The 24,735-nt window shown below is 54.5% G+C and carries 20 protein-coding genes; 11 read left to right on the top strand and 9 right to left on the bottom strand.

Going from position 1 to position 24,735, the window contains the following annotated elements; genetic code table 11:
• Positions 1-159 precede the first annotated feature (159 nt).
• The 3 genes from ligA (at position 160) to H1D41_RS18265 (ending at position 4,740) form a co-directional block, all read left to right on the top strand.
• The gene (ligA, locus tag H1D41_RS01530; protein WP_394355373.1) at positions 160-2,403 is read left to right on the top strand and encodes an NAD-dependent DNA ligase LigA; all 2,244 of its coding nucleotides are present in this window, start codon (positions 160-162) and stop codon (positions 2,401-2,403) included.
• Positions 2,400-4,490 carry an ATP-dependent DNA helicase RecG gene (gene recG / locus H1D41_RS01525; RefSeq protein WP_228847247.1) on the top strand — a complete coding sequence of 697 codons (2,091 nt, stop codon included), beginning with the start codon at positions 2,400-2,402 and terminating at the stop codon, positions 4,488-4,490. Before ligA ends, recG begins: the two co-directional genes overlap by 4 nt.
• A 127-nt stretch (positions 4,491-4,617) precedes the next feature.
• On the top strand, positions 4,618-4,740 hold the full coding sequence (locus H1D41_RS18265; RefSeq protein ID WP_267473560.1) for a hypothetical protein: 123 nt from the start codon (positions 4,618-4,620) through the stop codon (positions 4,738-4,740).
• Between the two features lie 160 nt (positions 4,741-4,900).
• Here H1D41_RS18265 and H1D41_RS01520 read toward each other — a convergent pair whose 3' ends face one another.
• On the bottom strand, positions 4,901-5,338 hold the full coding sequence (locus H1D41_RS01520) for an iron-sulfur cluster assembly scaffold protein (RefSeq protein WP_228847246.1): 438 nt from the start codon (positions 5,336-5,338) through the stop codon (positions 4,901-4,903).
• Positions 5,339-5,422: 84 nt separating this feature from the next.
• On the opposite strand from H1D41_RS01520, the gene hisI reads away from it, so the two are divergent.
• Positions 5,423-5,782, top strand: a complete 360-nt coding sequence (gene hisI, locus H1D41_RS01515) for a phosphoribosyl-AMP cyclohydrolase (RefSeq protein ID WP_228847245.1) — start codon at positions 5,423-5,425, stop codon at positions 5,780-5,782.
• A 3-nt stretch (positions 5,783-5,785) separates the two neighbouring features.
• On the opposite strand, the gene gluQRS is transcribed toward hisI, so the two are convergent.
• The 4 genes from gluQRS to rocF all read right to left on the bottom strand — a co-directional run bounded on the left by gluQRS (position 5,786) and on the right by rocF (position 11,851).
• Entirely contained in the window at positions 5,786-6,619 is an 834-nt protein-coding gene (gluQRS, locus tag H1D41_RS01510) for a tRNA glutamyl-Q(34) synthetase GluQRS (RefSeq protein ID WP_228847244.1), read from the bottom strand.
• Positions 6,619-7,959 (bottom strand): methylenetetrahydrofolate--tRNA-(uracil(54)-C(5))-methyltransferase (FADH(2)-oxidizing) TrmFO, encoded by a 1,341-nt coding sequence (gene trmFO / locus H1D41_RS01505; RefSeq protein ID WP_228847243.1) that lies wholly within the window; start codon positions 7,957-7,959, stop codon positions 6,619-6,621. The genes gluQRS and trmFO overlap by 1 nt, the downstream gene beginning before the upstream one ends.
• 79 nt (positions 7,960-8,038) lie before the next feature.
• Positions 8,039-10,795, bottom strand: coding sequence for a DNA gyrase subunit A (gene gyrA / locus H1D41_RS01500; protein WP_228847242.1), 2,757 nt, complete (start codon positions 10,793-10,795; stop codon positions 8,039-8,041).
• Between the two features lie 129 nt (positions 10,796-10,924).
• Positions 10,925-11,851 (bottom strand): arginase, encoded by a 927-nt coding sequence (gene rocF / locus H1D41_RS01495; protein ID WP_228847241.1) that lies wholly within the window; start codon positions 11,849-11,851, stop codon positions 10,925-10,927.
• A 125-nt stretch (positions 11,852-11,976) separates the two neighbouring features.
• Between rocF and H1D41_RS01490 the strand changes: the two genes are divergently transcribed.
• Positions 11,977-12,411 carry an Lrp/AsnC family transcriptional regulator gene (locus H1D41_RS01490; protein WP_107496215.1) on the top strand — a complete coding sequence of 145 codons (435 nt, stop codon included), beginning with the start codon at positions 11,977-11,979 and terminating at the stop codon, positions 12,409-12,411.
• Here the strand turns inward: H1D41_RS01490 and H1D41_RS01485 are convergent.
• Positions 12,408-12,863, bottom strand: coding sequence for a disulfide bond formation protein B (locus H1D41_RS01485; RefSeq protein ID WP_228847240.1), 456 nt, complete (start codon positions 12,861-12,863; stop codon positions 12,408-12,410). The two genes, H1D41_RS01490 and H1D41_RS01485, sit on opposite strands and share 4 nt — an antisense overlap.
• Positions 12,860-13,438, bottom strand: coding sequence for a YqaA family protein (locus H1D41_RS01480; RefSeq protein ID WP_228847239.1), 579 nt, complete (start codon positions 13,436-13,438; stop codon positions 12,860-12,862). The genes H1D41_RS01485 and H1D41_RS01480 overlap by 4 nt, the downstream gene beginning before the upstream one ends.
• Positions 13,439-13,595: 157 nt before the next feature.
• Between H1D41_RS01480 and H1D41_RS01475 the strand changes: the two genes are divergently transcribed.
• Both H1D41_RS01475 and H1D41_RS01470 read left to right on the top strand, forming a co-directional pair.
• Positions 13,596-14,741 (top strand): RsmB/NOP family class I SAM-dependent RNA methyltransferase, encoded by a 1,146-nt coding sequence (locus H1D41_RS01475; protein ID WP_228847238.1) that lies wholly within the window; start codon positions 13,596-13,598, stop codon positions 14,739-14,741.
• 122 nt (positions 14,742-14,863) lie between these two features.
• Positions 14,864-17,245 carry a hybrid sensor histidine kinase/response regulator gene (locus H1D41_RS01470; protein WP_228847237.1) on the top strand — a complete coding sequence of 794 codons (2,382 nt, stop codon included), beginning with the start codon at positions 14,864-14,866 and terminating at the stop codon, positions 17,243-17,245.
• Here the strand turns inward: H1D41_RS01470 and H1D41_RS01465 are convergent.
• Positions 17,223-17,864: a gamma-glutamyl kinase gene (locus tag H1D41_RS01465; protein WP_228847236.1), complete on the bottom strand. Its 642-nt coding sequence runs from the start codon at positions 17,862-17,864 to the stop codon at positions 17,223-17,225. The genes H1D41_RS01470 and H1D41_RS01465 overlap by 23 nt on opposite strands.
• Before the next feature lie 200 nt (positions 17,865-18,064).
• On the opposite strand from H1D41_RS01465, the gene recA reads away from it, so the two are divergent.
• The 4 genes from recA (at position 18,065) to H1D41_RS01445 (ending at position 22,761) form a co-directional block, all read left to right on the top strand.
• A complete protein-coding gene (gene recA / locus H1D41_RS01460) occupies positions 18,065-19,141 on the top strand; it encodes a recombinase RecA (RefSeq protein ID WP_324250249.1) in 1,077 nt (358 codons plus the stop codon).
• Positions 19,142-19,341: 200 nt separating this feature from the next.
• The gene (gene alaS / locus H1D41_RS01455) at positions 19,342-21,999 is read left to right on the top strand and encodes an alanine--tRNA ligase (RefSeq protein WP_228847234.1); all 2,658 of its coding nucleotides are present in this window, start codon (positions 19,342-19,344) and stop codon (positions 21,997-21,999) included.
• Between the two features lie 2 nt (positions 22,000-22,001).
• Positions 22,002-22,289: a DUF1330 domain-containing protein gene (locus tag H1D41_RS01450; RefSeq protein ID WP_107496067.1), complete on the top strand. Its 288-nt coding sequence runs from the start codon at positions 22,002-22,004 to the stop codon at positions 22,287-22,289.
• 22 nt (positions 22,290-22,311) lie between these two features.
• Positions 22,312-22,761: an MOSC domain-containing protein gene (locus tag H1D41_RS01445; RefSeq protein ID WP_228847377.1), complete on the top strand. Its 450-nt coding sequence runs from the start codon at positions 22,312-22,314 to the stop codon at positions 22,759-22,761.
• 56 nt (positions 22,762-22,817) lie between these two features.
• On the opposite strand, the gene typA is transcribed toward H1D41_RS01445, so the two are convergent.
• Complete coding sequence (typA, locus tag H1D41_RS01440; protein WP_228847233.1) at positions 22,818-24,641, bottom strand: translational GTPase TypA; 1,824 nt, start codon at positions 24,639-24,641, stop codon at positions 22,818-22,820.
• Positions 24,642-24,735: the final 94 nt, after the last annotated feature.

Here is a 24,735-nt window from a genome sequence, read left to right as displayed (position 1 = left end):
ATTGATTTAGCCAGGGCGACCTGACGTATACACGGCGGAATCCGGGACTGGCAGCCTTGCCGGGCCCGGATTTTATCAGGAACATTTCGTGAAAATCAGCCTCTGGACGAAGTGGTTCCGTCGATTTATCACTAAGATAGACCTGCGGAGACCCGGCTGATGGCAATGAATGAAAAACTGACAGAAGAAGCAGTGAAAAAAGAACTGGAAACGCTTGCGGTTCAGTTGAATCAGGCAAATGTTGCCTATCACCAGGCGGATGACCCAGAGATCACAGATGCAGAATACGATGCACTGAAGCGCAGGAATGCGCTGCTGGAAGACGAATTTCCGCATTTGCAGCGTCCGGACAGCCCTTCTTTACAGGTTGGTGCAGCAGTAAGTGAGAAATTCGGGAAGGTGACACACGCGGTTGCGATGCTTTCACTTGGCAATGCGTTTGAAGACGACGATGTAAGTGATTTTGATGCGCGCAGCCGCAAGTTCCTGAATGTCGGGCCAGAGGCAATTACATACACAGCAGAGCCAAAAATTGATGGCCTGTCTTTGTCACTGCGCTATGAAAAAGGTGTTCTCGTGCAGGCGGCGACACGTGGGGATGGGGCTGTTGGTGAAGATGTAACAGCCAATGCAAAAACCATTCAGGATGTGCCGCATCGTCTGGCAAACGCCCCCGATCTTCTTGAGGTCCGGGGGGAAGTCTATATGTCCCATGCGGATTTTGCCGCGTTGAATGCGCGTCAGGAAGAGCAGGGTGAAAAACCCTTTGCCAACCCACGAAATGCGGCCGCGGGATCTTTGCGGCAGCTGGATTCATCCGTGACACGATCCCGGCCGTTAAAGTTTTTTGCCTATGCCTGGGGGGCTTTGTCTGAACCGTTGTCTGATACCCAAATGGGTGCGATCGAGCGGTTGAAATCACTTGGTTTCCAGACCAATGACCTGACAGAAATCTGTGACACACCGGCAGATCTGATCGCACATTACCGCCTGATTGAAGAACAGCGATCTGGGCTTGGCTATGATATTGATGGGGTGGTTTACAAGGTTAATGACCTTTCCCTGCAGGAACGTCTGGGGTTTCGGTCCACGACGCCGCGTTGGGCAATCGCCCATAAGTTTGCCGCAGAACTGGCGTGGACGCGGTTGGAAGCCATCGACATTCAGGTCGGCCGAACTGGCGCCTTGTCGCCGGTTGCACGCTTGACCCCTGTGACGGTCGGCGGGGTCGTTGTGTCAAACGCGACCCTTCACAACGAAGATTATATTCGCGGGTTCGACAATAAAGGTGGCGAAATCCGCGACGGGAAAGACATCCGGATCGGGGATTTTGTACAGGTGTACCGGGCTGGCGATGTGATCCCGAAGCTGGCGGATGTGGACCTGTCCAAACGGCCTGAAGATACCGAATCTTTTGCTTTCCCTGCAGTCTGCCCGGAATGTGGCAGTCCGGCGGTGCGGGAAGATGAGGATGCGGTGCGTCGCTGCACCGGCGGTCTGATCTGCCCGGCCCAGGCCACGGAAAAGCTGAAACATTTCGTTTCTCGCAAGGCGTTTGACATTGAAGGTCTTGGCGCGAAACAGGTTGAGATGTTCTATGAGGACGCGGAACTGCCTATTCGCACGCCGGCGGAAATTTTTACGCTGGCGGCGCGGGATACGGCGCATCCGATCAAAAAGCTGAAAAATCGCATGGGCTGGGGTGAGCAAAGCGCAGCGAACCTTTTTGCGGCTATTGAGGAAAAACGTCACATTCCGCTTGGCCGGGTGATTTTTGCACTTGGTATTCGTCATGTGGGCGAAGTCGCCGCAAAGGATCTGGCCGCGCATTTCGGCAGCTGGGAAAGTCTGGTGCGTGCCGTTGATACTGCGCGTCCGGCGGCGATGGCCTGGCGAGCGGCGGATCTTGCGGAAGAAGCCGAACGGCAGCAGGCCAAACGGGATGGACGACGCGCGAAAATTAAGGAAAGTCGCGACCAGGCGATTTCTGCGTTGAATGTTCTGATCACAGCGACTGCTGCCTGGAATGACCTGATCGGTATCGATGGCATTGGCGCGACGGTTGGTCTGTCTTTGTCTGAAGCCTTGGCAAATGAAGATGAACGCCTGGCCATTGACGCACTTATCGCTCAACTGACCATCGAGGCACCAGCTACCGTGGCCAGCGAAAGTCCGGTTGCCGGTAAGACCCTTGTGTTCACGGGTAAGCTTGAAAAGATGACCCGCGATGAAGCGAAAGCACGCGCCGAAGCTTTGGGTGCGAAAGTGTCCGGATCGGTTTCCGCGAAGACAGACCTTCTGATTGCCGGGCCTGGTGCGGGCAGCAAGGCGAAAAAAGCGGCGGACCTGGGGGTGGAAACCATTGATGAAGACACCTGGATCACCCTGAGCAGCGCCAAATGAGCACCCGGCCTGAAATCCTGTTTCCGCTGTTTGCAGATCTGGAAAGCCTGCCGGGTGTCGGGCCGAAATCGGTTGCAAACTTTGCCCGTATGGGGGTGGAAGCCCCGGTGGACCTGCTATTCACTCTGCCGCATTCCGTGGTGGACAGGCGTCTTAAATCCAACCTGCGTGATGCTGAATTTCCAGGCGTTGTGACGGTTGAAATCACGGTTGAAGAACATCATGCACCCAGATCCCGTGGCCGGCCTTACAGGGTGACGGTCACGGATGGGGACGAAAGCTTTCAGCTCGTGTTTTTTCACGCGCGCAGTGATTACATCCAAAAAATCTTGCCTGAAGGGGCACGCCGGGTGATCTCTGGCAAAGGTGAATTTTTTGACGGAATGGTGCAGATTGTGCACCCGGATTATGTGGTGGCACCAGATGAAGCCGGAATAATCAGACCTTTTGAACCCTTATATCCGCGGACAGATGGCGTGAACCAGAAACTGATGGCAAAGGCGGCCACGGCAGCGCTTGCACGTTTGCCCGACGTCGGGGAATGGATTGACCCGAACCAACTTGCCAAAGAAAGCTGGCCAGCCTGGGCGGATGCGATTGCTGCAGCCCATGCACCGGAAGGGGCCGAAGATTTTGCGCCAACTGCACCTGCACGTTTGCGCCTGGCTTATGATGAACTTTTTGCACACCAGCTTACCCTTGCGCTTGCGCGCGAGAACAGTCGAGGCAAGCAAGGCATTGTAAACAAAGGGAATGGTGCACTTCAATCCAGGGTTATGGCAGGCTTGCCCTATGATCCAACCGGTGCCCAGACGCGGGCAATCGCCGAAATCTCTGCAGATATGGCCACTCCACTGCGCATGAACCGGCTGTTGCAGGGGGATGTTGGCGCGGGCAAAACTCTGGTTGCTTTCATGTCGCTCCTGGTCGCTGTTGAGGCGGGCGGGCAGGGCGTGTTGATGGCGCCGACCGGTATTCTGGCGCAGCAGCATTACGAAGGCCTGCGCGATCTGGCAGCCCTTGCCGGCGTGCGGCTGGAAATCCTGACCGGACGTGACAAAGGGGCGGCGCGACGTGAAAAACTTGCGGCCCTTGCCAGTGGTGACATTGATATTCTGACCGGCACCCACGCGGTGTTTCAGAAAGATGTTGTGTTTAAAAATCTGCGCTTTGCGGTCGTCGACGAACAACATCGTTTTGGCGTCAATCAGCGGCTAGAGCTGGGTAAAAAAGGTGTGGGGGCTGATGTCCTGGTGATGACAGCGACGCCGATCCCACGATCTTTGTCGCTTGCCCAATATGGCGATATGGATGTTTCAATTCTTGATGAAAAACCGCCCGGGCGTAAGCCGATTAAGACAGTGTTGGTCAGCCAGGGACGTATGGAAGAAGTCATTGGTCATCTGAAAAAAGCCGTGGATGAGGGGCGGCAGGCCTATTGGGTTTGTCCGTTGGTTGAGGAAAGCGAAAGCCTTGATCTGACGGCGGCGGAAGAACGGTTTAAGCTATTGCGTGCGGCTTTTGGCGACGGGGTGGTCGGGCTTGTCCATGGCCAGATGCCGCCGGATGACAAAGACTGCGCGATGGATGATTTCGCAGCGGGCAACACCCGTATTCTGGTGGCAACCACGGTGATCGAAGTCGGTGTTGATGTGCCGAATGCGTCCATCATGGTGATTGAACGCGCCGAAAGCTTTGGCTTGGCACAGCTGCACCAGTTGCGCGGACGTGTGGGACGTGGGGAGGTGGAATCGACCTGTCTTCTGATGTTCCAGCCTCCGCTATCCAAAACCGGTGAAGAACGCCTGAAGGCACTGCGCGAAAGCAATGACGGGTTTTATCTTTCCGAAGTTGACCTGAAAATGCGCGGGGCCGGGGATGTTCTGGGCACTGCGCAATCCGGTCTGCCGCGCTTCCGCGTTGCGGACCTTGAAGGGCAGGCCGGTTTAATGAGAATCGCCCAGACAGATGCCAGAAAGCTGTTGTCAGATGATCCCACGTTGAAATCAGAACGTGGGCAAGCCGCCCGTGTTCTTCTTTGGCTTTTGCGTCGCGATCAGGCAATTCGTTTAATTTCAGTGGGTTAAATAAGATTTAGAACAGGGTGAGAACATTTATCGTCAATGTTCTTATATTGTTCTTTACTTTCAGTTCTAAAAATGAGAACAAATTAAGAACAAATTAACCACGATGAACACAGAGCAGGAGACGATCATGATCAGAGATATCAAAACAGCCGCCCGCAATTCCGCACCAACTTTGTTGCAGGATCTGATCGGTGGCGCTGCGCTTTGTGTGATGCTTGGAACGGCTCTGGTTCTGCCGGGGGTGATGTAACCCAGTTTTTGCCCGTATCGTGTGAAACCCGCATCTCGTCCCCAATTTGATGCGCTTAAGTCAGACACTGCCTGTTTGCCTGCGGGATCCCTCTTCCCCCTCAGGTTTCATCACGATGCAACTCGCCGCCGCACCCGTGTCCCCGGGTTGCGGCGGTTTTTTATGGGCGGGTGTCGAAAGCTTCGTTCAGGGCGTCTGCCACAAGCAGAATAGACGCATGGCGGTTCTTGAAATCTTTTGCCGGACGCAGGGATTCCAACCCGTCAAAAGGGGCAGATGGCGCGGGGCCATCAGATTTCAGCATGGCAGACAATTGATCGCGCAATATCCGGATTTCATCCTGGTTGCGCCCAACCACACTGCCACCAATCACAGAAGCCGCGGCCTGGCCAAGCGCGCAGGCTTTTACATCCTGACGAAATTCAGAGATCACATCCCCATCAAAGTTAACACCGACCGTCACGGTCGATCCGCAAAGGGGCGAGCGTTTCTTAACCTCGATATCCGCGTCTTCCAGCTTACCCAGTGCAGGAATATCCGCCGCAAGCGCCAGAATACGTCCGGAATAAAGGTTAATGAGGTCACTGTCTGCGGACATATCGTCTTCCCTGCAAAAACGGGTTTTCCCCGTTGGTCTTCTCCCCTACATAAGGGGCAGTTTCGCAAAGGCAATGGGGCAAAGATGACATTTGATGCAAAAAAACTGCGCTATAACGATCAGGGGCTGCTGCCGGTGATTGCGCAGGATCATGACAGCCTTGAAGTCCTGATGCTGGCCTGGATGAATGCAGAGGCGGTGGAACGCACGCTGGAGACTGGCAAAGTGACTTACTGGTCCCGGTCGCGTCAGAGTTTCTGGATCAAGGGCGAAACGTCTGGCCATACACAAAAGCTGATTGATCTGCGGTACGACTGCGATCAGGACTGCATCCTGGTGCTGGTCGAACAGATCGGCGCGGCGTGTCACACCATGCGACGCAGCTGTTTCTACACGGCTGTGCGTGATGGGGAAGAAATCGAGCTGATGAAGCCCGAACACTAGGCCTTAAAGGCCAACCAAGGCGCGGATGTCTTGCGGCGTCGCGCCATCTTCGCGATATTTTGAAATCGCCCGTGCATCGTCCCGTTTGGCAAGACGTTTTCCATTTTCATCCCGTATCAGGGCATGATGATGGTAAATAGGGATTTCCATCCGCAGAAGCGTGAGCAAAATCACCTGTATCTGTGTGAAATCAAAAAGATCTTCGCCACGTACCACATGACTGATGCCCTGGCGGATGTCATCAATGGCAGAGGCCAGGAAATAGGCGATAATATCTTCGCCTTTGCGCGACAGCACCACGTCCCCGATCTGGGAAAAGCCCTGGTCGCGCGTGATCTTATATGTGCCTGCAAAGGCCGCACCTGTTTCCACAAACTGCGGTAGCGGCCCCTGAAAAAGATCCAATGCGCGATCCAGATGCAGGCGCAGTGCATCACCGGGTTGACGGCTGGTCATTTCGCGATGCTTGCAGGTTCCGGGGTAAAGTTCATGCGCGACGCCTTCCTGCGGTGCGGCCAAGGCCGCGCGAATGTCGGCGCGGGAACAGGAACAGGGGTAAAGCAGACCCAGATCGTCCAGCTTGTTCAGCTCGACATCATAGGATCGCAACTGTTGCGATTGCCTCAACACCGGGCCATCCCATGTCAGGCCCAGCCATGTCAGATCATCAATGATCTGCGCGTCCCATTCCGGCTTGCTGCGCTGAAGATCGGTGTCCTCCATGCGCAGCAGGAACTGTCCACCAGCAGCGCGCGCCATGTCATGGGCGGCAATCGCAGAATATGCGTGCCCCAGGTGCAGCGGGCCGGTGGGCGATGGGGCAAAGCGTGTGCGCATCAGCCCTGTGACAGCCAGTCTATCCAGGCGGCTTTGGCGCGATCTGTGTAAGCTTTGTAGCGGTCCTTGCGGCCACGACGCCCGCCTTTCAATCCGTCTACAGGTTGAAACAGGCCGAAGTTCACATTCATCGGCTGGAACGTTTTTGCATCGGCACCACCTGTGATGTGATGGATTAATGCGCCCATTGCACTGTTTAACGGGGGTGTTTCAAGAGTTTTTCCCTGAATTTCCGCGGCCGCAAGACGACCAGCCAACAACCCCATAGCGGCACTTTCCACATAGCCTTCGACACCGGTGATCTGCCCGGCAAACCGTAGGTTCGGGCGGGATTTCAGGCGCATTTGATCATCCAGCAAAGTAGGGGAATTCAGGAAGGTATTGCGATGGATACCACCGAGGCGCGCGAAGGAAGCATCTTCAAGGCCAGGAATCATACGGAACACGTCCTGTTGCGCGCCGTATTTCATTTTTGTCTGAAACCCCACGATGTTATAGAGCGTTCCTAATGTATTGTCGCGGCGCAGCTGCACCACGGCATAGGCTTTGTTTTCCGGGTCATGTTCGTTGGTCAGGCCCACGGGTTTCATCGGGCCAAAACGCAGGGTTTCCCGACCACGTTCCGCCATGACTTCGATCGGCAGGCATCCGTCGAAATATTTCGCGGTTTCGCCTTCATGGAATTCGGTTTTATCAGCTGCCAGCAGGGCATCAATAAAGGCTTCATACTGGTCTTTGGTCATCGGGCAGTTGAGGTAGGCTTTTTGTTCTTCCTCGGTCTCGCCTTTGTCATAGCGCGATTGCATCCAGGCCACGTCCATATTGACGCTGTCGAAATACACAATCGGGGCGATAGCATCAAAAAACGCAAGGCTGTCAGCACCGGTTTCACACGCAATGCTTTCCCCCAGGGCGCCTGAGGTCAGGGGGCCTGTTGCGATGATCCAGTTGCCTTCAGTCGGCAGTTCCGTGATCTCGCCTTCCTCAATGCGAATATTCGGGTGATTGCGGATCACCTCGCTCACAGAGGCGGAAAAAGCATCGCGATCCACCGCAAGCGCACCACCTGCGGGCAGACGATGTTCGGTAGCCATGCGCATGATCAACCCGTTGGCTTCGCGCATTTCCCAATGCAGCAGGCCCACGGCGTTTTGTTCATGATCGTCAGAGCGGAATGAATTGGAACACACCATTTCAGCGAAATCGCCGCCCTGATGCGCAAATGTTTCTACTTTCGGGCGCATCTCATGCAGGACAACCTGCACGCCAGCCTCCGCTGCCTGAAATGCCGCCTCAGAGCCCGCAAGCCCGCCACCAATGATATGCAATGTGTTTTCCATAGGGGGGGATTTATCCGGGTTGGGGCTAAAAGAAAAGCCACCCCGAAGGGTGGCCTTTTATTTTCTGATGTTATGCAGATCAGCTTTCGGTGTTTTCCACCGTTTCTGTGGTTGCTTCGACCGCGTCATCTTCGTCTTCATCGCGTTCAGCGATCCAGGCGACGGATACCACGGTTTCACCTTTGCCGGTGTTGAAGACTTTCACACCACCAGAAGACCGTGAGCGGAAGGAAATGCCGTCAACGGGGCAGCGGATGGATTGGCCTTTAGAGGTCGCCATCATGATCTGATCTGCCAGTTCAACCGGGAAACAGGCCACGATATCGCCGCCCTTCATGGCTGCCACACCCTGGCCGCCACGGCCGGAGACACGGTAATCATGGCTGGAGGACAGGTTACCCGCACCGGTTTCATTGATTGTAACCAACAGGTTATTGGCCGTCAGCATTTCCTGATAACGTTCCTCAGACAGGCTGCCTTCGACCTCTTCCACGGCTTCATCTTCAGAAACATCACTGCCTAACTCGCCACGGAAGCGTTTGATAAAGGCGGTGCGTTCATCTGGCGTCGCGTCGAAATGGCTGACAACGGACATGGAGACAACTTCATCATTATCCTTCAGCTTCACGCCACGCACACCAACAGACGCGCGCGAGTTAAACACACGGACATCGGTGCTTGGGAAGCGAATTGCACGGCCGGATTTAGTGACCAGCATCACATCATCATCGTCAGAACAGATGCGGGCGTTGATCAGGCGGGTGTTCTCATGGTCACCTTCAAACTTCATCGCGATTTTACCATTGCGCATGACATTGGTGAAATCAGACAATTTGTTACGACGTACGGTGCCTGCGGAGGTCGCGAAGATTACCTGCAGATCATCCCATTCATCATCCGGAACATCGACCGGCATGATTGCAGCGATGGAAACCCCGGTTGGGATGGGCAGAATGTTTACAATGGCTTTGCCTTTGGCGGTCCGGCCACCTTGCGGCAGACGCCAGGTCTTTAGTTTGTAAACCATACCGTCGGTTGTGAAGAACAGCAGTTGGGTGTGCGTATTGGCCACAAAGAGGGTGGTGACCACGTCTTCTTCTTTGGTCTGCATCCCGGACAGGCCCTTGCCACCACGTTTTTGCGCGCGAAAATCAGCCAGAGGGGTGCGTTTGATCCAACCGCCGGAGGTCACGGTCACAACCATGTCTTCACGCTCAATAAGATCTTCGTCTTCCATGTCACCGGACCAGTCCACAATGGTGGTGCGGCGTGGGACGGCGAATTTTTCACGTACTTCGGTCAGTTCGTTCGCGATGATTTCCATGATCCGTTCGCGGGAACGCAGGATATCAAGATATTCACGAATGGCGGCAGCCAGTTGCTGCAGCTCATCAGTGACTTCTTTGACACCCATGGCGGTCAGACGCTGCAGGCGCAGTTCAAGGATTGCACGGGCCTGGGTTTCGGACAGGTTATAGGTGCCGTCGTCATTTGCCTTATGGGTCGGATCGTCGATCAGCGCGATATATTCAAGAATATCACCAGCGGGCCAGCGACGTTCCATCAGTTTCGCACGTGCTTCGGCAGGATCGGCAGAGGTACGGATGGTGGCAACGATTTCATCAACGTTAGAAACAGCAACCGCCAGACCACAGAGAATATGGGACCGTTCACGTGCTTTGCGCAGCTCATAAGCAGTGCGGCGGGCAACCACTTCTTCACGGAAATCAATGAAAGATGTCAGGAACTTACGCAATGTCAGCTGTTCCGGACGGCCCCCATTCAGGGCCAGCATGTTACAGCCGAAATAGGTTTGCATTGGTGTGAAGCGGAACAGCTGGTTCAGCACGACTTCGGGTGTTGCATCACGTTTCAGTTCAACAACAACACGCACGCCGTTCCGGTCAGATTCATCCTGCACATGGGCGACGCCTTCGACCTTTTTATCGCGCACCTGTTCCGCGATCTTCATGATCATCGCGGCTTTGTTCACCTGATAGGGGATCTCATCCAGGACAATCGCGTAACGGTCCTTGCGGATTTCTTCCACGCGGGTTTTCGCACGCACGACAACGGAACCACGGCCTTCCAAGTACGCTTTGCGCGCGCCTGTGCGGCCCAGCATAATGCCACCGGTCGGGAAATCCGGGCCGGGCACATATTCAATCAGCTGTTCTGACGACAGATCAGGTTCTTCGATCAGCGCCAGCGTTGCATCCACCACTTCACCCAGGTTGTGGGGCGGGATGTTGGTCGCCATACCAACCGCGATACCGCCGGCACCATTGACCAACATATTCGGGAAACGGGCAGGAAGAACGGTTGGCTCCCGGTCTTTGCCGTCATAGTTGTCCTGAAAATCAACGGTGTCTTTGTCGATATCAGCCAGCACAAAAGCGGCAGGCTTGTCCATGCGGACTTCGGTATAACGCATGGCCGCCGGGTTATCGCCGTCCATGGAACCAAAGTTACCCTGGCCATCCAGCAGGGGCAGCGACATAGAGAAATCCTGCGCCATCCGCACCAGCGCGTCATAGATCGCGCCATCGCCATGCGGGTGGTATTTACCCATCACATCGCCCACCGGGCGGGCAGATTTGCGGTAAGATTTATCGTGGGTGTTGTTGGTCTCATGCATCGCATAAAGAATGCGGCGGTGCACCGGTTTCAGACCATCGCGAAGGTCCGGAATCGCACGCGAAACGATCACGCTCATGGCGTAATCGAGATAAGATGTGCGCATCTCGTCTGTAATGGAAATCTGAGGCCCGTCGTATGCGGGTTTCTCGATTGCAGTTACGTCAGTATTTTCAGGGGGTTCCGGGGTATCGTTCACGCTGTTTCCGCTCTGGTACTGTTTATCTGTATCTTGTTACAGTTCTTATACAATAGCCAGGATGTGGGGCGCAATGGTGCAGGTGTAAATAAGGGGCAGAACAGTGATATTCCGCCCCTGAATTTCGCTTCAGAATCTTCCGGTTGGCCGGTCAAAGACGCGTTTGCCCAGAAGTGATGCGGTCAGATCGACCATCAGGCTGGCCGTGCGGCCGCGTTCGTCCAGAAACGGGTTCAGCTCAACAAGGTCCAGGGATGTCACGCAGCCCGCGTCATGCAGCATTTCCATCACCAGATGGGCCTCGCGGAAGGTTGCGCCACCTGGCACGGTTGTGCCGACAGCCGGTGCAATGGCCGGTTCCAGAAAATCAACATCCAGGGACACATGCAGCAATCCACCGGCGGCTTTAACCTGTTCCAGGAATGCTTTCAGCGGGGCGGCGATGCCAACTTCGTCAATTCGGCGCATATCCACCGGCTGCATCTTGCTTTTACCAAGTGCGGCGGCCTCGGCGCTGTCCACGGATCGCAACCCGATCAGGCAGATGTTTTCTTCTGGCACAGTTGCGTCAAGGGCAGGGAAGCCGTCAAACCCATCGCGCCCGGTGACATAGCCCAGCGGCGTGCCATGCAGATTGCCAGAGGTACTGGTTTCCGGTGTGTGATAATCGGTGTGCGCATCCAGCCAGAGCACAAACAAAGGCTTATCAACGCTTTTCGCGTATTTCGCGACACCAGCTACACTGCCCAGCGAAAGCGCATGATCGCCGCCCAGGAAGATTGGAAAGCCCGCCGCAGACACCTCAGATGCGGTCTTTATCAGTGTTTCGGTCCAGCCCACAGTTTCCGCCGCGGCATGACTGCCTTCCAGAACTTGTGCGGGAAGGTTCACTGGGGCGGGGGCCAGGTTGCCAGCATCCTGTACTTCATGCCCAAGTTCCCGGATCATTTCGCTTATGCCGGCGGTCCGGTAAGCATCCGGCCCCATCAGGCAGCCTTTGGTTGCTTTACCACTGTCCATCGGCACGCCGACAAGAATGCAATTCTGTTGTTTCATCTTATGTCCTGTTCAGTCTGCTTCCCATTATTTCAACATTAGGAACAGCTTTCAGCAATCAGATTGACTGATATGGAAGACATGTGTTCAATTTGATGGGTGAAATGGTCAATTTGGATAATATGATGGATGATCGCGATAAAGATATCATTGCAGCCCTGCGCCGTGATTCACGGATGGGGCTGTCTGAGCTGGCGGATCGCCTGAACATGTCGCGCACAACAATCCGTACGCGCATGGAACGCCTGATTGCACGGGGCGATATCCTGGGATTTACCGTGGTGCTGAAGGAAGACACGCAGCAGGCCCCGGTGCGCGGGCATATGATGCTGGGGATTGAAGGCCACGGGACCGATCGGATTGTGCATCGCCTGTCCGGAATGCCCGAGGTTCAGGCAATTCACACGACCAATGGCAAATGGGATCTGATCCTGGAACTTGGCGCATCCTCGTTGGAAGATCTGGATGCAGTGCTTGGTCAGATCCGCAAAATTGACGGCGTTCAGAACAGTGAAACCAATCTGTTGCTGGCGACGCGCAAGACCACCGGGATGCGTTAAGCGCGGCGCAGGACCAGCAGCCACATTCCGAACAGTGCCAGTGAAATCAGACCGTTCCAGCCTGCCATGGAGATACCGAACATCTCCCAGGGGATGTCGTCACAGCGCACAAGCGGGGCACTCATAATCTGGTTGAACAGATCATCCGTAGACATGCCGCCAATCGGCCCGGAGGTGCAGCTGTCCGGTCCTTCAAAGATGCCTTTTTCAACGCCTGCGTGGTAAAACCCGATCATCGACGTCACGAGTGCTGCCAACGCACCGATCATCGCAGACAGACGTTGTTTCAGCGCAAGCGCCAATACGCCTGCGACAATAGCAATCCCATGGGGCCAGCGCTGCCAGATGCACATCTTACAGGGCGCAAGTTCACCGATATATTCAAAGCCAAATGCGCCCAACAGCATGGCGGCAGAACCAGCGGTGGCGAGGGAAAGGAATGTTCTGTTCATAGGAATTTCACCAGATAGAAGCCTGCGCCCAGGATGATCACAAACAATATAAACATCAGGCCAAGGCGTTTTTCAATAAAGTCGCGGATCGGTGCGCCAAACTTCCACAAAAGCCAGGCAACGATGAAGAAACGCAGGCCGCGGGCAATAATGCTTGCGATCATAAAGACCACAAAGTTCAGCCCGGTTGCGCCCGACAGAATGGTGATGACTTTATAAGGAAAGGGCGTGACCCCGGCGACCAGAACCGCCCAGGCGCCCCAGGCATTGTAACGTTCTGAAAACTCTTCGAAATAGGCGTCTTTTCCGTAGAATTCCAGCACCGGGCGTCCGACCGTTTCGAACAGGCCCCAGCCGATATAATAGCCAAACATGCCGCCCAGAACCGAAGACACCAGCGCAACGCCTGCGATCACAAATGCGCGTGACGGGGCGGCCAGGATCATCGGGATCATCAGCACATCCGGCGGGATCGGAAAAACAGAGCTTTCAACAAAGCTGACCAGCGCGAGAATCCACAGGGCACGTGGATGTGCTGCCAACCCGATAACCCAGTCGTAAAGTGCTCTGATCATGTCTGCCTCTTTGTTTCGTCTGTGTCTCCGGCAGTTCGCGGGCAGGGTCAAGGGGGCATTGCGAAAACGCCTGTTGCGGCAATTCTGTGCCACTGCGGTTCCTTTCCTGCATGTGCTGCAGTAAAGGGAGGGAAAGCACATAAGGAAATAAGCCGTCATGACACCCGCTGCCCGCATTGCCGCCGCGATTGAGATTTTGGATGCCTGGCGTGAAGGCACGCCTGTTGAAAAGGTTCTGACAAACTGGGCGCGGCGGTCTCGCTTTGCGGGATCCAAAGATCGCGCTGCGGTGCGTGATCATGTGTTTGAAGCTCTGCGCAACCTGAACAGTTTTGCCGCACTTGGGGGTGGCGAAAGCGGGCGTGCGATTATGATCGGCGCTCTGCGCAACCAGGGCCAGGATGTCGATGACTATTTCACCGGGGAAGGCCATGCGCCAACCCCGCTGACAGAAGCAGAACAAACTGCGGGAATCGCAGAACATGTCGTTGACTTGCCGGCCTGGATCCTGCCGCAGATGCAGGGATCTCTGGGCGAAGATTTTAGCGCGATTGAACAGGCCATGCGCCAGCGCGCGCCCTTGTTCCTAAGGGTCAATCAGGCGCGGACCACCCGTGACAAAGTCATTGCCGCTCTGGCGCGCGAAGATATCACGGCTATCGCGCATGACCTTTCAGAAACGGCCCTGGAAGTCACTGAAAACCCCAGAAGGTTCGCAGCCTCAGCCGTTTATCGCGACGGGCTGGCTGAAATTCAGGATGCTGCGTCCCAGGCTGTATCCGACCTTATTCCGATCGAAGGGCCCGTGCTTGATTTCTGCGCCGGGGGTGGTGGGAAATCTCTGGCACTTGCGGCACGTGGGGCAAAAGTAACCGCGCATGATATCTCAGAAGCCCGCATGCGCGATATCCCGGAACGCGCACGTCGGGCAGGGGTGCGGGTTGACATCAAATCCCTGCCAGCCCTGAAAAAAGCCCCGAAGTTTGCCACGGTTTTCGCGGATGCGCCCTGTTCAGGGGCCGGATCCTGGCGGCGTGATCCCGAAGGAAAATGGCGTTTAACGGAAGAACAGTTGCAAAAAACGCTGACAACTCAGGCAGAGGTCATGCGCACGGCAGCTGGTCTTGTTATGCCCGGTGGCATTCTTGCCTATGCCACCTGTTCACTGCTTGAGGCCGAGAATGACGCGCAATCCAGCGGTTTTCTGGCCGATCACCCGGGCTGGTCAGAAGTGTCACGTCACCACTTCACGCCGTTACAGGGCGGAGACGGGTTTTTTCTGGCGGTATTGCGAAAACCTTGACCTGAACGGGATTTAGCAAGATACTCGCCCTATAGTTGTTTCTGGTGCAGTGCGCATTAAACAGCAGTTAAGGGTTTTGGCGCGACACTGGGAGCATTACGAATCGCAGGTCAGAGAGTCTCGTGTCGCAATCAGCAACAATATCCGTTTCATCATCTTCGCAGGAACCCGCTGTCAGGCGCATCCTGCGCAGCCCGTCATTTGCCCTGTCTTTCGTCGCGATCCTTCTTTGCGGGGCAGGTTTTTTCCTGCCTCAGGGATATACGCGCCTGGGGATGTTAACTGTCGGCAGTGTGCTTTTGACTTTCGGTGTTCTGTGGACATTCCTTCAGAACCACCGACACCCCGGTCACACAAAGCTTTTGCGGGATCTGAACCAGATGTCGGAAGCAGATACATCCTCCTGTTTTGCGACCGATAAAGACGGGGAAATTATTTGGAAAAATACGGTTGCATCAGAACGCCTGGGGCAGGGAAAGGCAGAAACCCTGGCACAGGCTTTCCGGGATCTTTTTGCAAACCCGTCTGCGGTTCTGTTTCGGTTGCAGAACCGCGCTCAGGCTACCGGATCTGCACGTGAAGATCTGTCAACACGACGTGGTCAGACACGTCTGGCCGTCCACAGGATCGCAACAGAGGTGTTTTTCTGGCGGGTTGAAGATTTTGGGGAACGTACGGCCGGGACCCGCGGATCCGAAGGTATGAGCCTGCCGATGTTAACGGCTTCAAAATCCGGTACGGTTCTCTTTATGAATGAAGCAATGCGCCGCGTCCTGGGGGGGCGGGTTAAGACATTGGATCGTATTTTTACCGAACTGCCACCACGTCCGGGCGAGGTGAATATTGTTTCAACAGCTGACGGGCCGGTTCCGTCGATGATTGCAGGCATTGAAAGCGCCGCAGGACGTCAGGAAATCTATCTGATCCCAGGTGGAACTGGTGGGGGCGCAACTGATGAAGGCGCAGTTTCTGATGGCAATTTGCCCCCGGGATCGCTTGCAACAGAGCAACCGGATTTGTTTGATGAACTTCCTGTTCCGCTTTTGAAAATCCTGCCAGGCGGGCACATTGATACCGCCAATCGACTGGCCCGGAAGATGCTTTCCATTCCGCGCGAAGGTGAATTTGCTGTGTCAGATCTGGTGGAAGGTCTGGGACGATCTGTACGCGACTGGCTTGATGAAGCCTTGGATGGCAGGGGCTTAAGCCGCTCTGAGATCATTCGCGCCCGTCTGCCTGAACAGGAACGTTTCCTTCAGATTACTCTGACACGCCGTGCGGAAAAAGAAGGCCATGTGCTGATTGCGGTGCTGACGGATGCAACGGAACTTAAAACTCTGGAAGCGCAGTTTGTTCAAAGCCAGAAGATGCAGGCGATTGGCCAGCTGGCAGGCGGTGTCGCGCATGATTTCAATAATCTTCTTACGGCCATCACAGGTCATTGCGATTTACTGATGTTACGTCATGATCAGGGGGATCCTGATTATGGTGATCTCGTACAGATAAATGAAAATGCCAACCGTGCGGCCTGCCTTGTTGGCCAGCTGCTGGCATTTTCACGCAAACAGAACCTGCAGCCGGAAGTCCTGGATCTGCGAGGCGCCGTTGCGGATCTTGCCCATCTTCTCAACCGTCTTGTCGGTGAGAAAGTATCGCTTGTGATGTCACATGATCCGGAACTGAATACGATCCGGGCGGACAAGCGTCAGCTGGAACAGGTTCTGATGAACCTTGTTGTAAATGCACGTGATGCAATGCCTTATGGCGGTGAAATTCGGATTGAAACCAACAATGTAACCCTTTCAGAACCACTTTCCCGTGATCGTGTCATCGTGCCTCAGGGAAATTATGTTGTTGTCCGCGTCAGGGATCAGGGCACTGGCATTCCGGCGGGCAAAATCGGCAAAATATTTGAACCGTTTTATTCAACCAAGCGCACCGGTGAGGGAACCGGTCTGGGTTTGTCGATGGCATATGGGATCGTCAAGCAGACCGGTGGTTACATTTTTGTCGATTCCACCCCCGGGGAGGGATCTGTTTTTACGCTGTATTTCCCGATGTTCGAAGCTTCAGATGTGCCCCAGCTTCAGGCGCCCGTGCAGGAAGATCTGCCTTCTGACAGTGACCAGACCCGCCAGGGCGAAGGTGTCGTGTTGCTGGTTGAAGATGAAGCCCCTGTCCGTGCCTTCGCATCGCGGGCCCTTCGGATGCGGGGATATACTGTGATTGAAGCAGATTGCGCAGAAACGGCCCTGGAAACACTAGAGGATGACACACTCAACGTTGACCTGTTTCTAAGTGATGTCATTATGCCGGGGATGGATGGTCCAAGCTGGGTGCGACAGGCGCTCAGGCAGCGACCAGATGTAAAAGTTGTCTTTGTTTCTGGTTATGCGGAAGACGCTTTCGGCGAGAATGACGATGAAATCCCGAATTCGGTCTTCCTGCCAAAACCATTTTCGCTGAAAGACCTTACCCGGACTATTCAGAAACAGCTGCATTGAATGATGGATCCGATGGCAGGTATTTACCTGCTGCAACCTCTTCATACAGTTCAATTTCCTGCCGCCGTTTCTGACCAATAAGTTCGAGAACATCGTCGGAAACATCGACACAGATAGCTGGTGATTTGTTGACGTCAGATACTTTGTGATGCGTACCAAGCCGCTTGTTCAGATAGGTCATCGCGGAAGAAAGCTGTTCATATGGGAAAATCGTTTCAGCAAGTGGTGTCGTGCCTGTGTCACATAAGAACTTATGTTGGGAACCGATCGCCGCAAAGGCCGGTGGTTCCTTTTCGCAGGTCGCAATCAGAAAATCTTCGAAGCTGACGTGTTTTGTGCTGTGGGGATGATTATCAAGATCGGATCTTGTGCGATACCGATACCAGCTCTCCAGCCAGCTCAGAGGTTCGCGCATCATGACCACAAGTTCAAATTCATAGGGATCAATAGGTTTAAACAGCCTGTTAAAGTTCCGGATGGTGCGTGGTGTTGCATGTTTCAGCCGCGGAGGGCTGCGAAACGCGATATCCGCATGGGGCTGAAGCACTGATTCGATGGCAGTACTTCCGGTTTTTGGCATCGCCAGATAGATCAGTCGCTTTGCTTCAAATATCATCATTACGATTGACCCTTTATGAAAACTATAATGTGCCAGCGGCAAAACATATCACCGTAAACCTGTTGTTAAAGGATTAGTCTCAAAGTCAAAATGAAAATTTTCATTGAAATGTTCTCATTTTGTTTCCATAAAGGGAACAAGTGTAGAACAAAACATAAATTGCCGGGCGCTCCCCGGTATGGGATAAGGACGCATAACAAATGGCAACGGCAGATCTTTTGAGTATGACTGATAAGAAAAACACCGACCGTCAGAAGGCGCTCGATTCCGCACTGGCCCAGATTGAACGTCAATTTGGTAAAGGTTCAATTATGAAACTGGGCGATGCGAATGCCGTCCAGGAAATCGAAGCAACATCAACCGGCTCGCTGGGTCTTGATATTGCTTTGGGTATTGGTGGTCTGCCGAAGGGCAGGATCGTTGAAATTTACGGTCCAGAGAGTTCCGGTAAAACGACGCTGACCCTGCATTGCATTGCAGAAGAACAGAAAAAGGGCGGGGTTTGCGCATTTGTTGATGCAGAACACGCGCTTGATCCACAATACGCAAAGAAGCTTGGCGTCGACCTTGATGAATTGCTGATTTCTCAGCCTGACACCGGGGAACAATCCCTGGAAATCGTTGATACCCTGGTGCGTTCCGGTGCAGTCAGCATGGTTGTGGTCGATTCCGTTGCCGCCCTGACGCCGAAATCTGAACTTGAAGGGGATATGGGCGATAGCTCCGTTGGCGTGCACGCCCGCCTGATGAGTCAGGCGATGCGCAAACTGACAGGTTCCATTTCGCGTTCCAAGTGCATGGTTGTTTTCATTAACCAGATCCGGATGAAAATTGGTGTGATGTTTGGCTCACCTGAAACCACAACTGGTGGCAATGCGCTGAAGTTCTACAGCTCTGTACGCCTGGATATCCGCCGCATTGGTGCGATTAAAGATCGCGATGAAATCGTTGGCAACCAGACTCGGGTGAAAGTGGTTAAAAACAAAGTTGCGCCACCGTTCAAACAGGTGGAATTCGACATCATGTATGGTGAAGGCATTTCCAAGATGGGCGAATTGCTTGATCTTGGTGTCAAAGCCGGTGTGGTCGATAAGTCCGGTTCCTGGTTCTCTTATGGGGATGAACGCATCGGGCAGGGGCGTGAGAACGCGAAAAATTACCTGCGCGAAAACAACCGCACAGCGTTTGAGATCGAAGATAAAATCCGTGCGGCCCATGGCCTGGATTTCGACATGCCTCCGGGTATGGGCGATGATGATGACGTGCTGGATGGATAATCCCCGATCATAAATGCGTAAGCTTTAAGATCAGAGATCCAGAAGGATCAGAAAATACCCCGGTGACAGAACGTCGCCGGGGTTTTTATTTACAAATTCACTTAAATACCCGGCATCGCCCTGGCCTGCCTGTGGACAGTTGTGCCTGTGGTCGCTAAATGTCTCAAAAGCCAGATTATCAATGCGAAAGTGCGACCAAAATGCCCGGACTTAACGATATCCGATCGACGTTTCTGAACTACTTCGACAAAAATGGTCACGAGGTTGTGGACAGCTCACCGCTTGTTCCGCGCAATGACCCGACTTTGATGTTCACAAACGCGGGCATGGTACAGTTTAAAAACCTGTTTACCGGCGTTGAAACCCGCGATTATCAGCGCGCCACGACCAGCCAGAAATGTGTACGGGCCGGAGGCAAGCACAACGACCTGGATAACGTGGGCTACACGGCCCGCCACCACACATTCTTTGAAATGCTGGGCAACTTCAGCTTTGGCGATTACTTTAAAGAAGACGCCATCCCTTTCGCATGGGATCTGATCACCAAAGAGTTCGGCATTAACAAAGATAAACTTCTGGTAACCGTTTATCACGACGATGACGAAGCGGCGAATATCTGGAAAAAGTACGCGGGTCTGTCGGATGATCGCATCATTCGCATCGCAACATCTGACAACTTCTGGTCCATGGGGCCGACTGGTCCCTGTGGCCCGTGTACCGAGATTTTTTATGATCACGGCGAACATATCTGGGGCGGCCCTCCCGGTTCTCCGGACGAAGATGGTGACCGCTTCATCGAGATCTGGAACCTCGTATTCATGCAATACGAACAGTTCGAAGATGGCCGTCGTGAAAACCTGCCAAAGCCGTCCATTGATACCGGCATGGGGCTGGAACGTATCGGCGCGTTGATGCAGGGCAGCCATGACAACTATGACACCGATCTGTTCAAAGCGCTGATCGAAGCTTCCGCGCATGCGACTAGCGTTGATCCGTATGGCGATAAAAACGTGCATCACCGCGTGATCGCGGATCACCTGCGTTCCACGTCTTTCCTGATTGCTGATGGCGTGATGCCGTCCAATGAAGGCCGCGGTTATGTGCTGCGCCGTATTATGCGTCGTGCCATGCGTCATGCGCATATTCTTGGGGCGAAAGATCCTGTGATGCACCGTCTGGTGCCGGAACTTGTGGCGCAAATGGGCCAGGCTTTCCCAGAACTGTCCCATGGCCAGACCATGATTGAAGAAACGCTTTTGAACGAGGAAACCCGTTTCCGTCAGACACTTGACCGGGGGCTGACTCTGCTTGATGCCGAAGTTTCCAAGCTGCCGGAAGGTGCAGATCTGCCTGGTGAAGCGGCATTTAAACTGTATGACACCTTTGGTTTCCCGCTGGATCTGACACAGGATGCATTGCGCGAACAGGGTCGTGGTGCGGATGTGGATGGTTTTAACGCCGCGATGGAAGAACAGAAAGCCAAGGCGCGTGCGGCCTGGTCCGGTTCTGGTGATGCGGCGGATTCAACGGTCTGGTTCGACATCGCTGACAAGCACGGTGTGACCGAATTCCTGGGCTATGACACAGAGATCGCCGAAGGGCAGGTTCTGGCGCTGGTATCCGGTGGTAAGGCCCAGGATAAGGCGGCCAAAGGTGACGAAATTCAGATCGCTCTGAACCAAACGCCTTTCTATGCGGAAAGTGGTGGTCAGGTTGGCGATAGCGGTGTGCTGCAAACCGAAACCAGCAAAGTCGAAATCACAGATACGCGCAAAACAGCGGGTGTGTTTGTGCATTCAGCCAAAGTGACCGAAGGTTCGATTGAGACCGGGCAGGGTGCTGAGCTGAAGGTTGATCACACACGCCGCACCCAAATTCGCGCGAACCATTCCGCAACACACCTGCTGCACGAAGCGCTGCGGGTGCATCTTGGTGATCACGTGGCACAGCGTGGCTCTCTGAATGCGGATGATCGTCTGCGGTTTGATTTCTCACATAATGCGGCGATGTCCGATGCTGAAATTAAGCAAGTTGAACAGGATGTTAACGCTTTCATCCGACAGAACACCCCGGTTGAAACCCGGATCATGACACCGGATGATGCCCGTGCCCTGGGGGCGCAGGCGCTGTTTGGTGAAAAATACGGCGACGAAGTGCGCGTTGTGTCCATGGGGCGTGAAAGCGGTTCTGGCAAAGGCAATGATGGCGACACTTATTCACTGGAACTTTGCGGTGGCACACATGTGCACCAGACCGGCGACATCGGCATGTTTGTCTGCCTTGGCGACAGCGCCAGTTCGTCCGGTGTACGCCGGATCGAGGCCCTGACAAGTCAGGCGGCATTTGATTACCTTGCTGCCCAGGATGCGCGGATCAAAGACATTGCCGGCAATCTGAAGGCCCGCCCTGAAGAACTGTCCGACCGTGTCAAAGCCCTGATGGCAGAACGCAAATCACTGACATCTGAGGTCGCTGATCTGCGCAAACAGCTTGCGATGGCAGGCAGCGGTGATTCTGCGCCCGAAGCTGAAAGCATCAATGGTATCAAATTCTTCGCGCAGGTTGTTGAAGGTGTTTCACCACGTGATCTGCCGTCACTGATTGATGAACATAAGTCCCGACTTGGAAGTGGTGCTGTTCTTCTGATCGCCGATGCCGGCGGTAAAGCGGCGGTTGCCGCAGGTGTGACCGATGATCTGAAAGGTGATCTTTCTGCGGTTGATCTTGTGCGCGCGGCTGTGCCCGAACTGGGTGGCAAAGGTGGCGGTGGTCGTCCGGATATGGCGCAGGGCGGCGGTAAATCTGTTGAAAATGCTGACGCGGCGATTGCCGCAGCTAAATCTGTCCTGGAGGGATAATTATGGGCGCACTCTGGATCGCACATGTAACCGTAACTGACGAAGAAGCTTACGGAAAATACGCAAAACTGGCCGGGCCTGCCGTGGCAAAACACGGCGGTGAATTCATCGCCCGTGGTGGCCGCTTTGTGCAACTTGAGGGCAAGGAACGTCCGCGCAATGTTGTGGCGAAATTCCCTGACGTGGATACGGCGGTGGCCTGTTACCATTCACCAGAATATCAGGAAGCCCTGAACCACGCGCGCGGCGCATCTGAGCGCGAACTGATGGTTGTTGAAACCAGTGAATGAGACATCGCCTCTGCGCGCGCTGATGCAAAATCACGCGCGGGCAGGGCGACTTGACTGGATCGGCCTGCGCCCCGCGCGTAAGGCTGATCTGATCACCCCTGACAGGACCGATGTGACTGAGGCCGGGCTTGTCGGTGATCGCCATCCCAGCCCCGGCAAACGTGCTGTTACTTTGATCCAGGCGGAACATCTGCCCGTGATTACAGCGCTTTGCGGGAAACCTGATATCACGCCGGAACTGCTGCGCCGCAATCTGATGGTGTCAGGCATCAATCTGTCCGCTTTGCGCAATCAGATTCTGAAGATCGGCGACGTCACCCTGAAAATCACATCGCCCTGCGCCCCATGTTCCCGGATGGAGGTGATCCTGGGCCCTGGCGGTTACAACGCCATGCGTGGCCACGGTGGCTGGTGCGCTGAGGTAATTACACCCGGTCACATTCGCATCGGTGATCCTGTGACTTCAAAGTAAAAGGCGGCCTCAAGAGACCGCCTTTCATCTTTCTTTAACACTCAATCAACTGGCGCTTATCCAGCCAGTGATTTAGCAAAGCGCTTGCGCTCATGCGGGTCAAGGTAGCGTTTGCGCAGACGGATGTTGTTTGGTGTCACTTCCACCAGTTCATCATTGTCGATGTAAGCAATCGCTTCTTCCAGAGACAGGGTGATCGGTGTGGTCAGGCGCACTGCTTCGTCGGTGCCAGATGCACGCACGTTGGTCAGTTTTTTGCCTTTCAGCGGGTTCACTTCCAGATCGTTTTCACGGGAATGTTCACCGATGATCATGCCCTGATACACCTCAGCCTGTGAGCCGATCATCATCTTGCCGCGATCTTCCAGGTTCCACAGAGCGTAAGCAACGGATGTGCCGTTTTCCATGGAAATCAGAACGCCAGCACGACGACCCGGGATTGCGCCTTTGTGTGGGGCCCAGTCGTGGAACACACGGTTCAGAACGCCGGTGCCGCGCGTGTCGGTCAGGAATTCACCGTGATAACCGATCAGGCCACGAGACGGAACATTCGCGATGATCCGTGTTTTACCCGCACCAGCGGGGCGCATTTCTGTCAGCTCACCTTTGCGGGTGCCTGTCAGTTTTTCGATCACAGCGCCGGAATATTCGTCATCCACATCAATGGTGACTTCTTCGATTGGCTCGTGGCGAACACCGTCGATGTCCTGGAACAGCACCTGTGGGCGAGAGATGGACAGCTCAAAGCCTTCGCGACGCATGTTCTCAATCAGAACACCCATCTGAAGTTCACCACGACCGGCAACCTCAAAAGCTTCACCACCTGGAGTGTCGGTGATTTTAATCGCAACGTTGCCTTCTGCTTCTTTCATCAGGCGGTCACGGATCACACGAGACTGAACTTTCTTGCCGTCACGACCCGCCAGCGGGCTATCGTTGATGCCGAAGGTCACTGTGATGGTGGGTGGATCGATTGGCTGCGCAGGCAGAGGTTCGCTGACAGATGGGGCGAGCAGGGAATCCGCAACAGTGGATTTGGTCATGCCGGCCACTGAAACGATATCGCCAGCTTCGGCCACGTCGATTTCCTGTTGTGCCAGACCACGGAACGCCATGATCTTGGTTGCGCGGAAGTTCTCGATCAGATCACCATCGCGGGACATCGCTTTGATGCTTTCGCCAGCTTTCAGTGTGCCTGCTTCAACGCGACCCGTCAGCATACGGCCCAGGAATGGGTCGGAACCCAAAGTGGTCGCAAGCATCTGGAATGGTTCGTCTTTGCGTGAAATCTGCGCAGGGGCCGGGACGTGATCCAGGATCAGATCGAACATCGCGGACAGATCTTTGCGTGGGCCGTCCAGTTCCATGTCAGCCCAGCCATTACGGCCGGATGCGTACATGGTTGGGAAATCAAGCTGCTCGTCCGTGGCGTCAAGGCTTGCGAACAGGTCAAAACATTCGTCCAGCGCCCGGTCAGGTTCACCGTCTGGTTTGTCGACTTTGTTCACAACAACAATCGGTCGCAGACCCAGGGCAAGCGCCTTGGAGGTCACAAATTTAGTTTGTGGCATCGGGCCTTCTGCGGCGTCAACCAACAGAACAACACCGTCAACCATGGACAGAATACGTTCTACTTCGCCACCAAAGTCAGCGTGGCCCGGGGTGTCAACGATGTTGATACGCGTGTCTTTCCATTCCACAGATGTGGGTTTCGCAAAGATCGTGATACCGCGTTCGCGTTCCAGATCGTTGCTGTCCATGGCGCGTTCTGCAACGGCCTGGTTGTCCCGGAATACACCGGATTGTTTCAGAAGCTCATCTACCAGGGTCGTTTTGCCGTGGTCAACGTGAGCGATGATAGCGATATTGCGAAGATCCATCGGTTGGGTCGTCCTGCCATGTCATGCGTTTCAGGGGTTTGCTGCGGCCCTATCGTGCAGGCGCAGAAAAAGCCAGCCTTAAATCAAAAAATCC

The organism is Halocynthiibacter styelae (assembly GCF_016123485.1).
Taxonomy (GTDB): Bacteria; Pseudomonadota; Alphaproteobacteria; order Rhodobacterales; family Rhodobacteraceae; genus Halocynthiibacter; species Halocynthiibacter styelae.
Note: the sequence above shows the minus strand (reverse complement) of the source record. Positions and strands in the feature narration are given on the sequence as shown.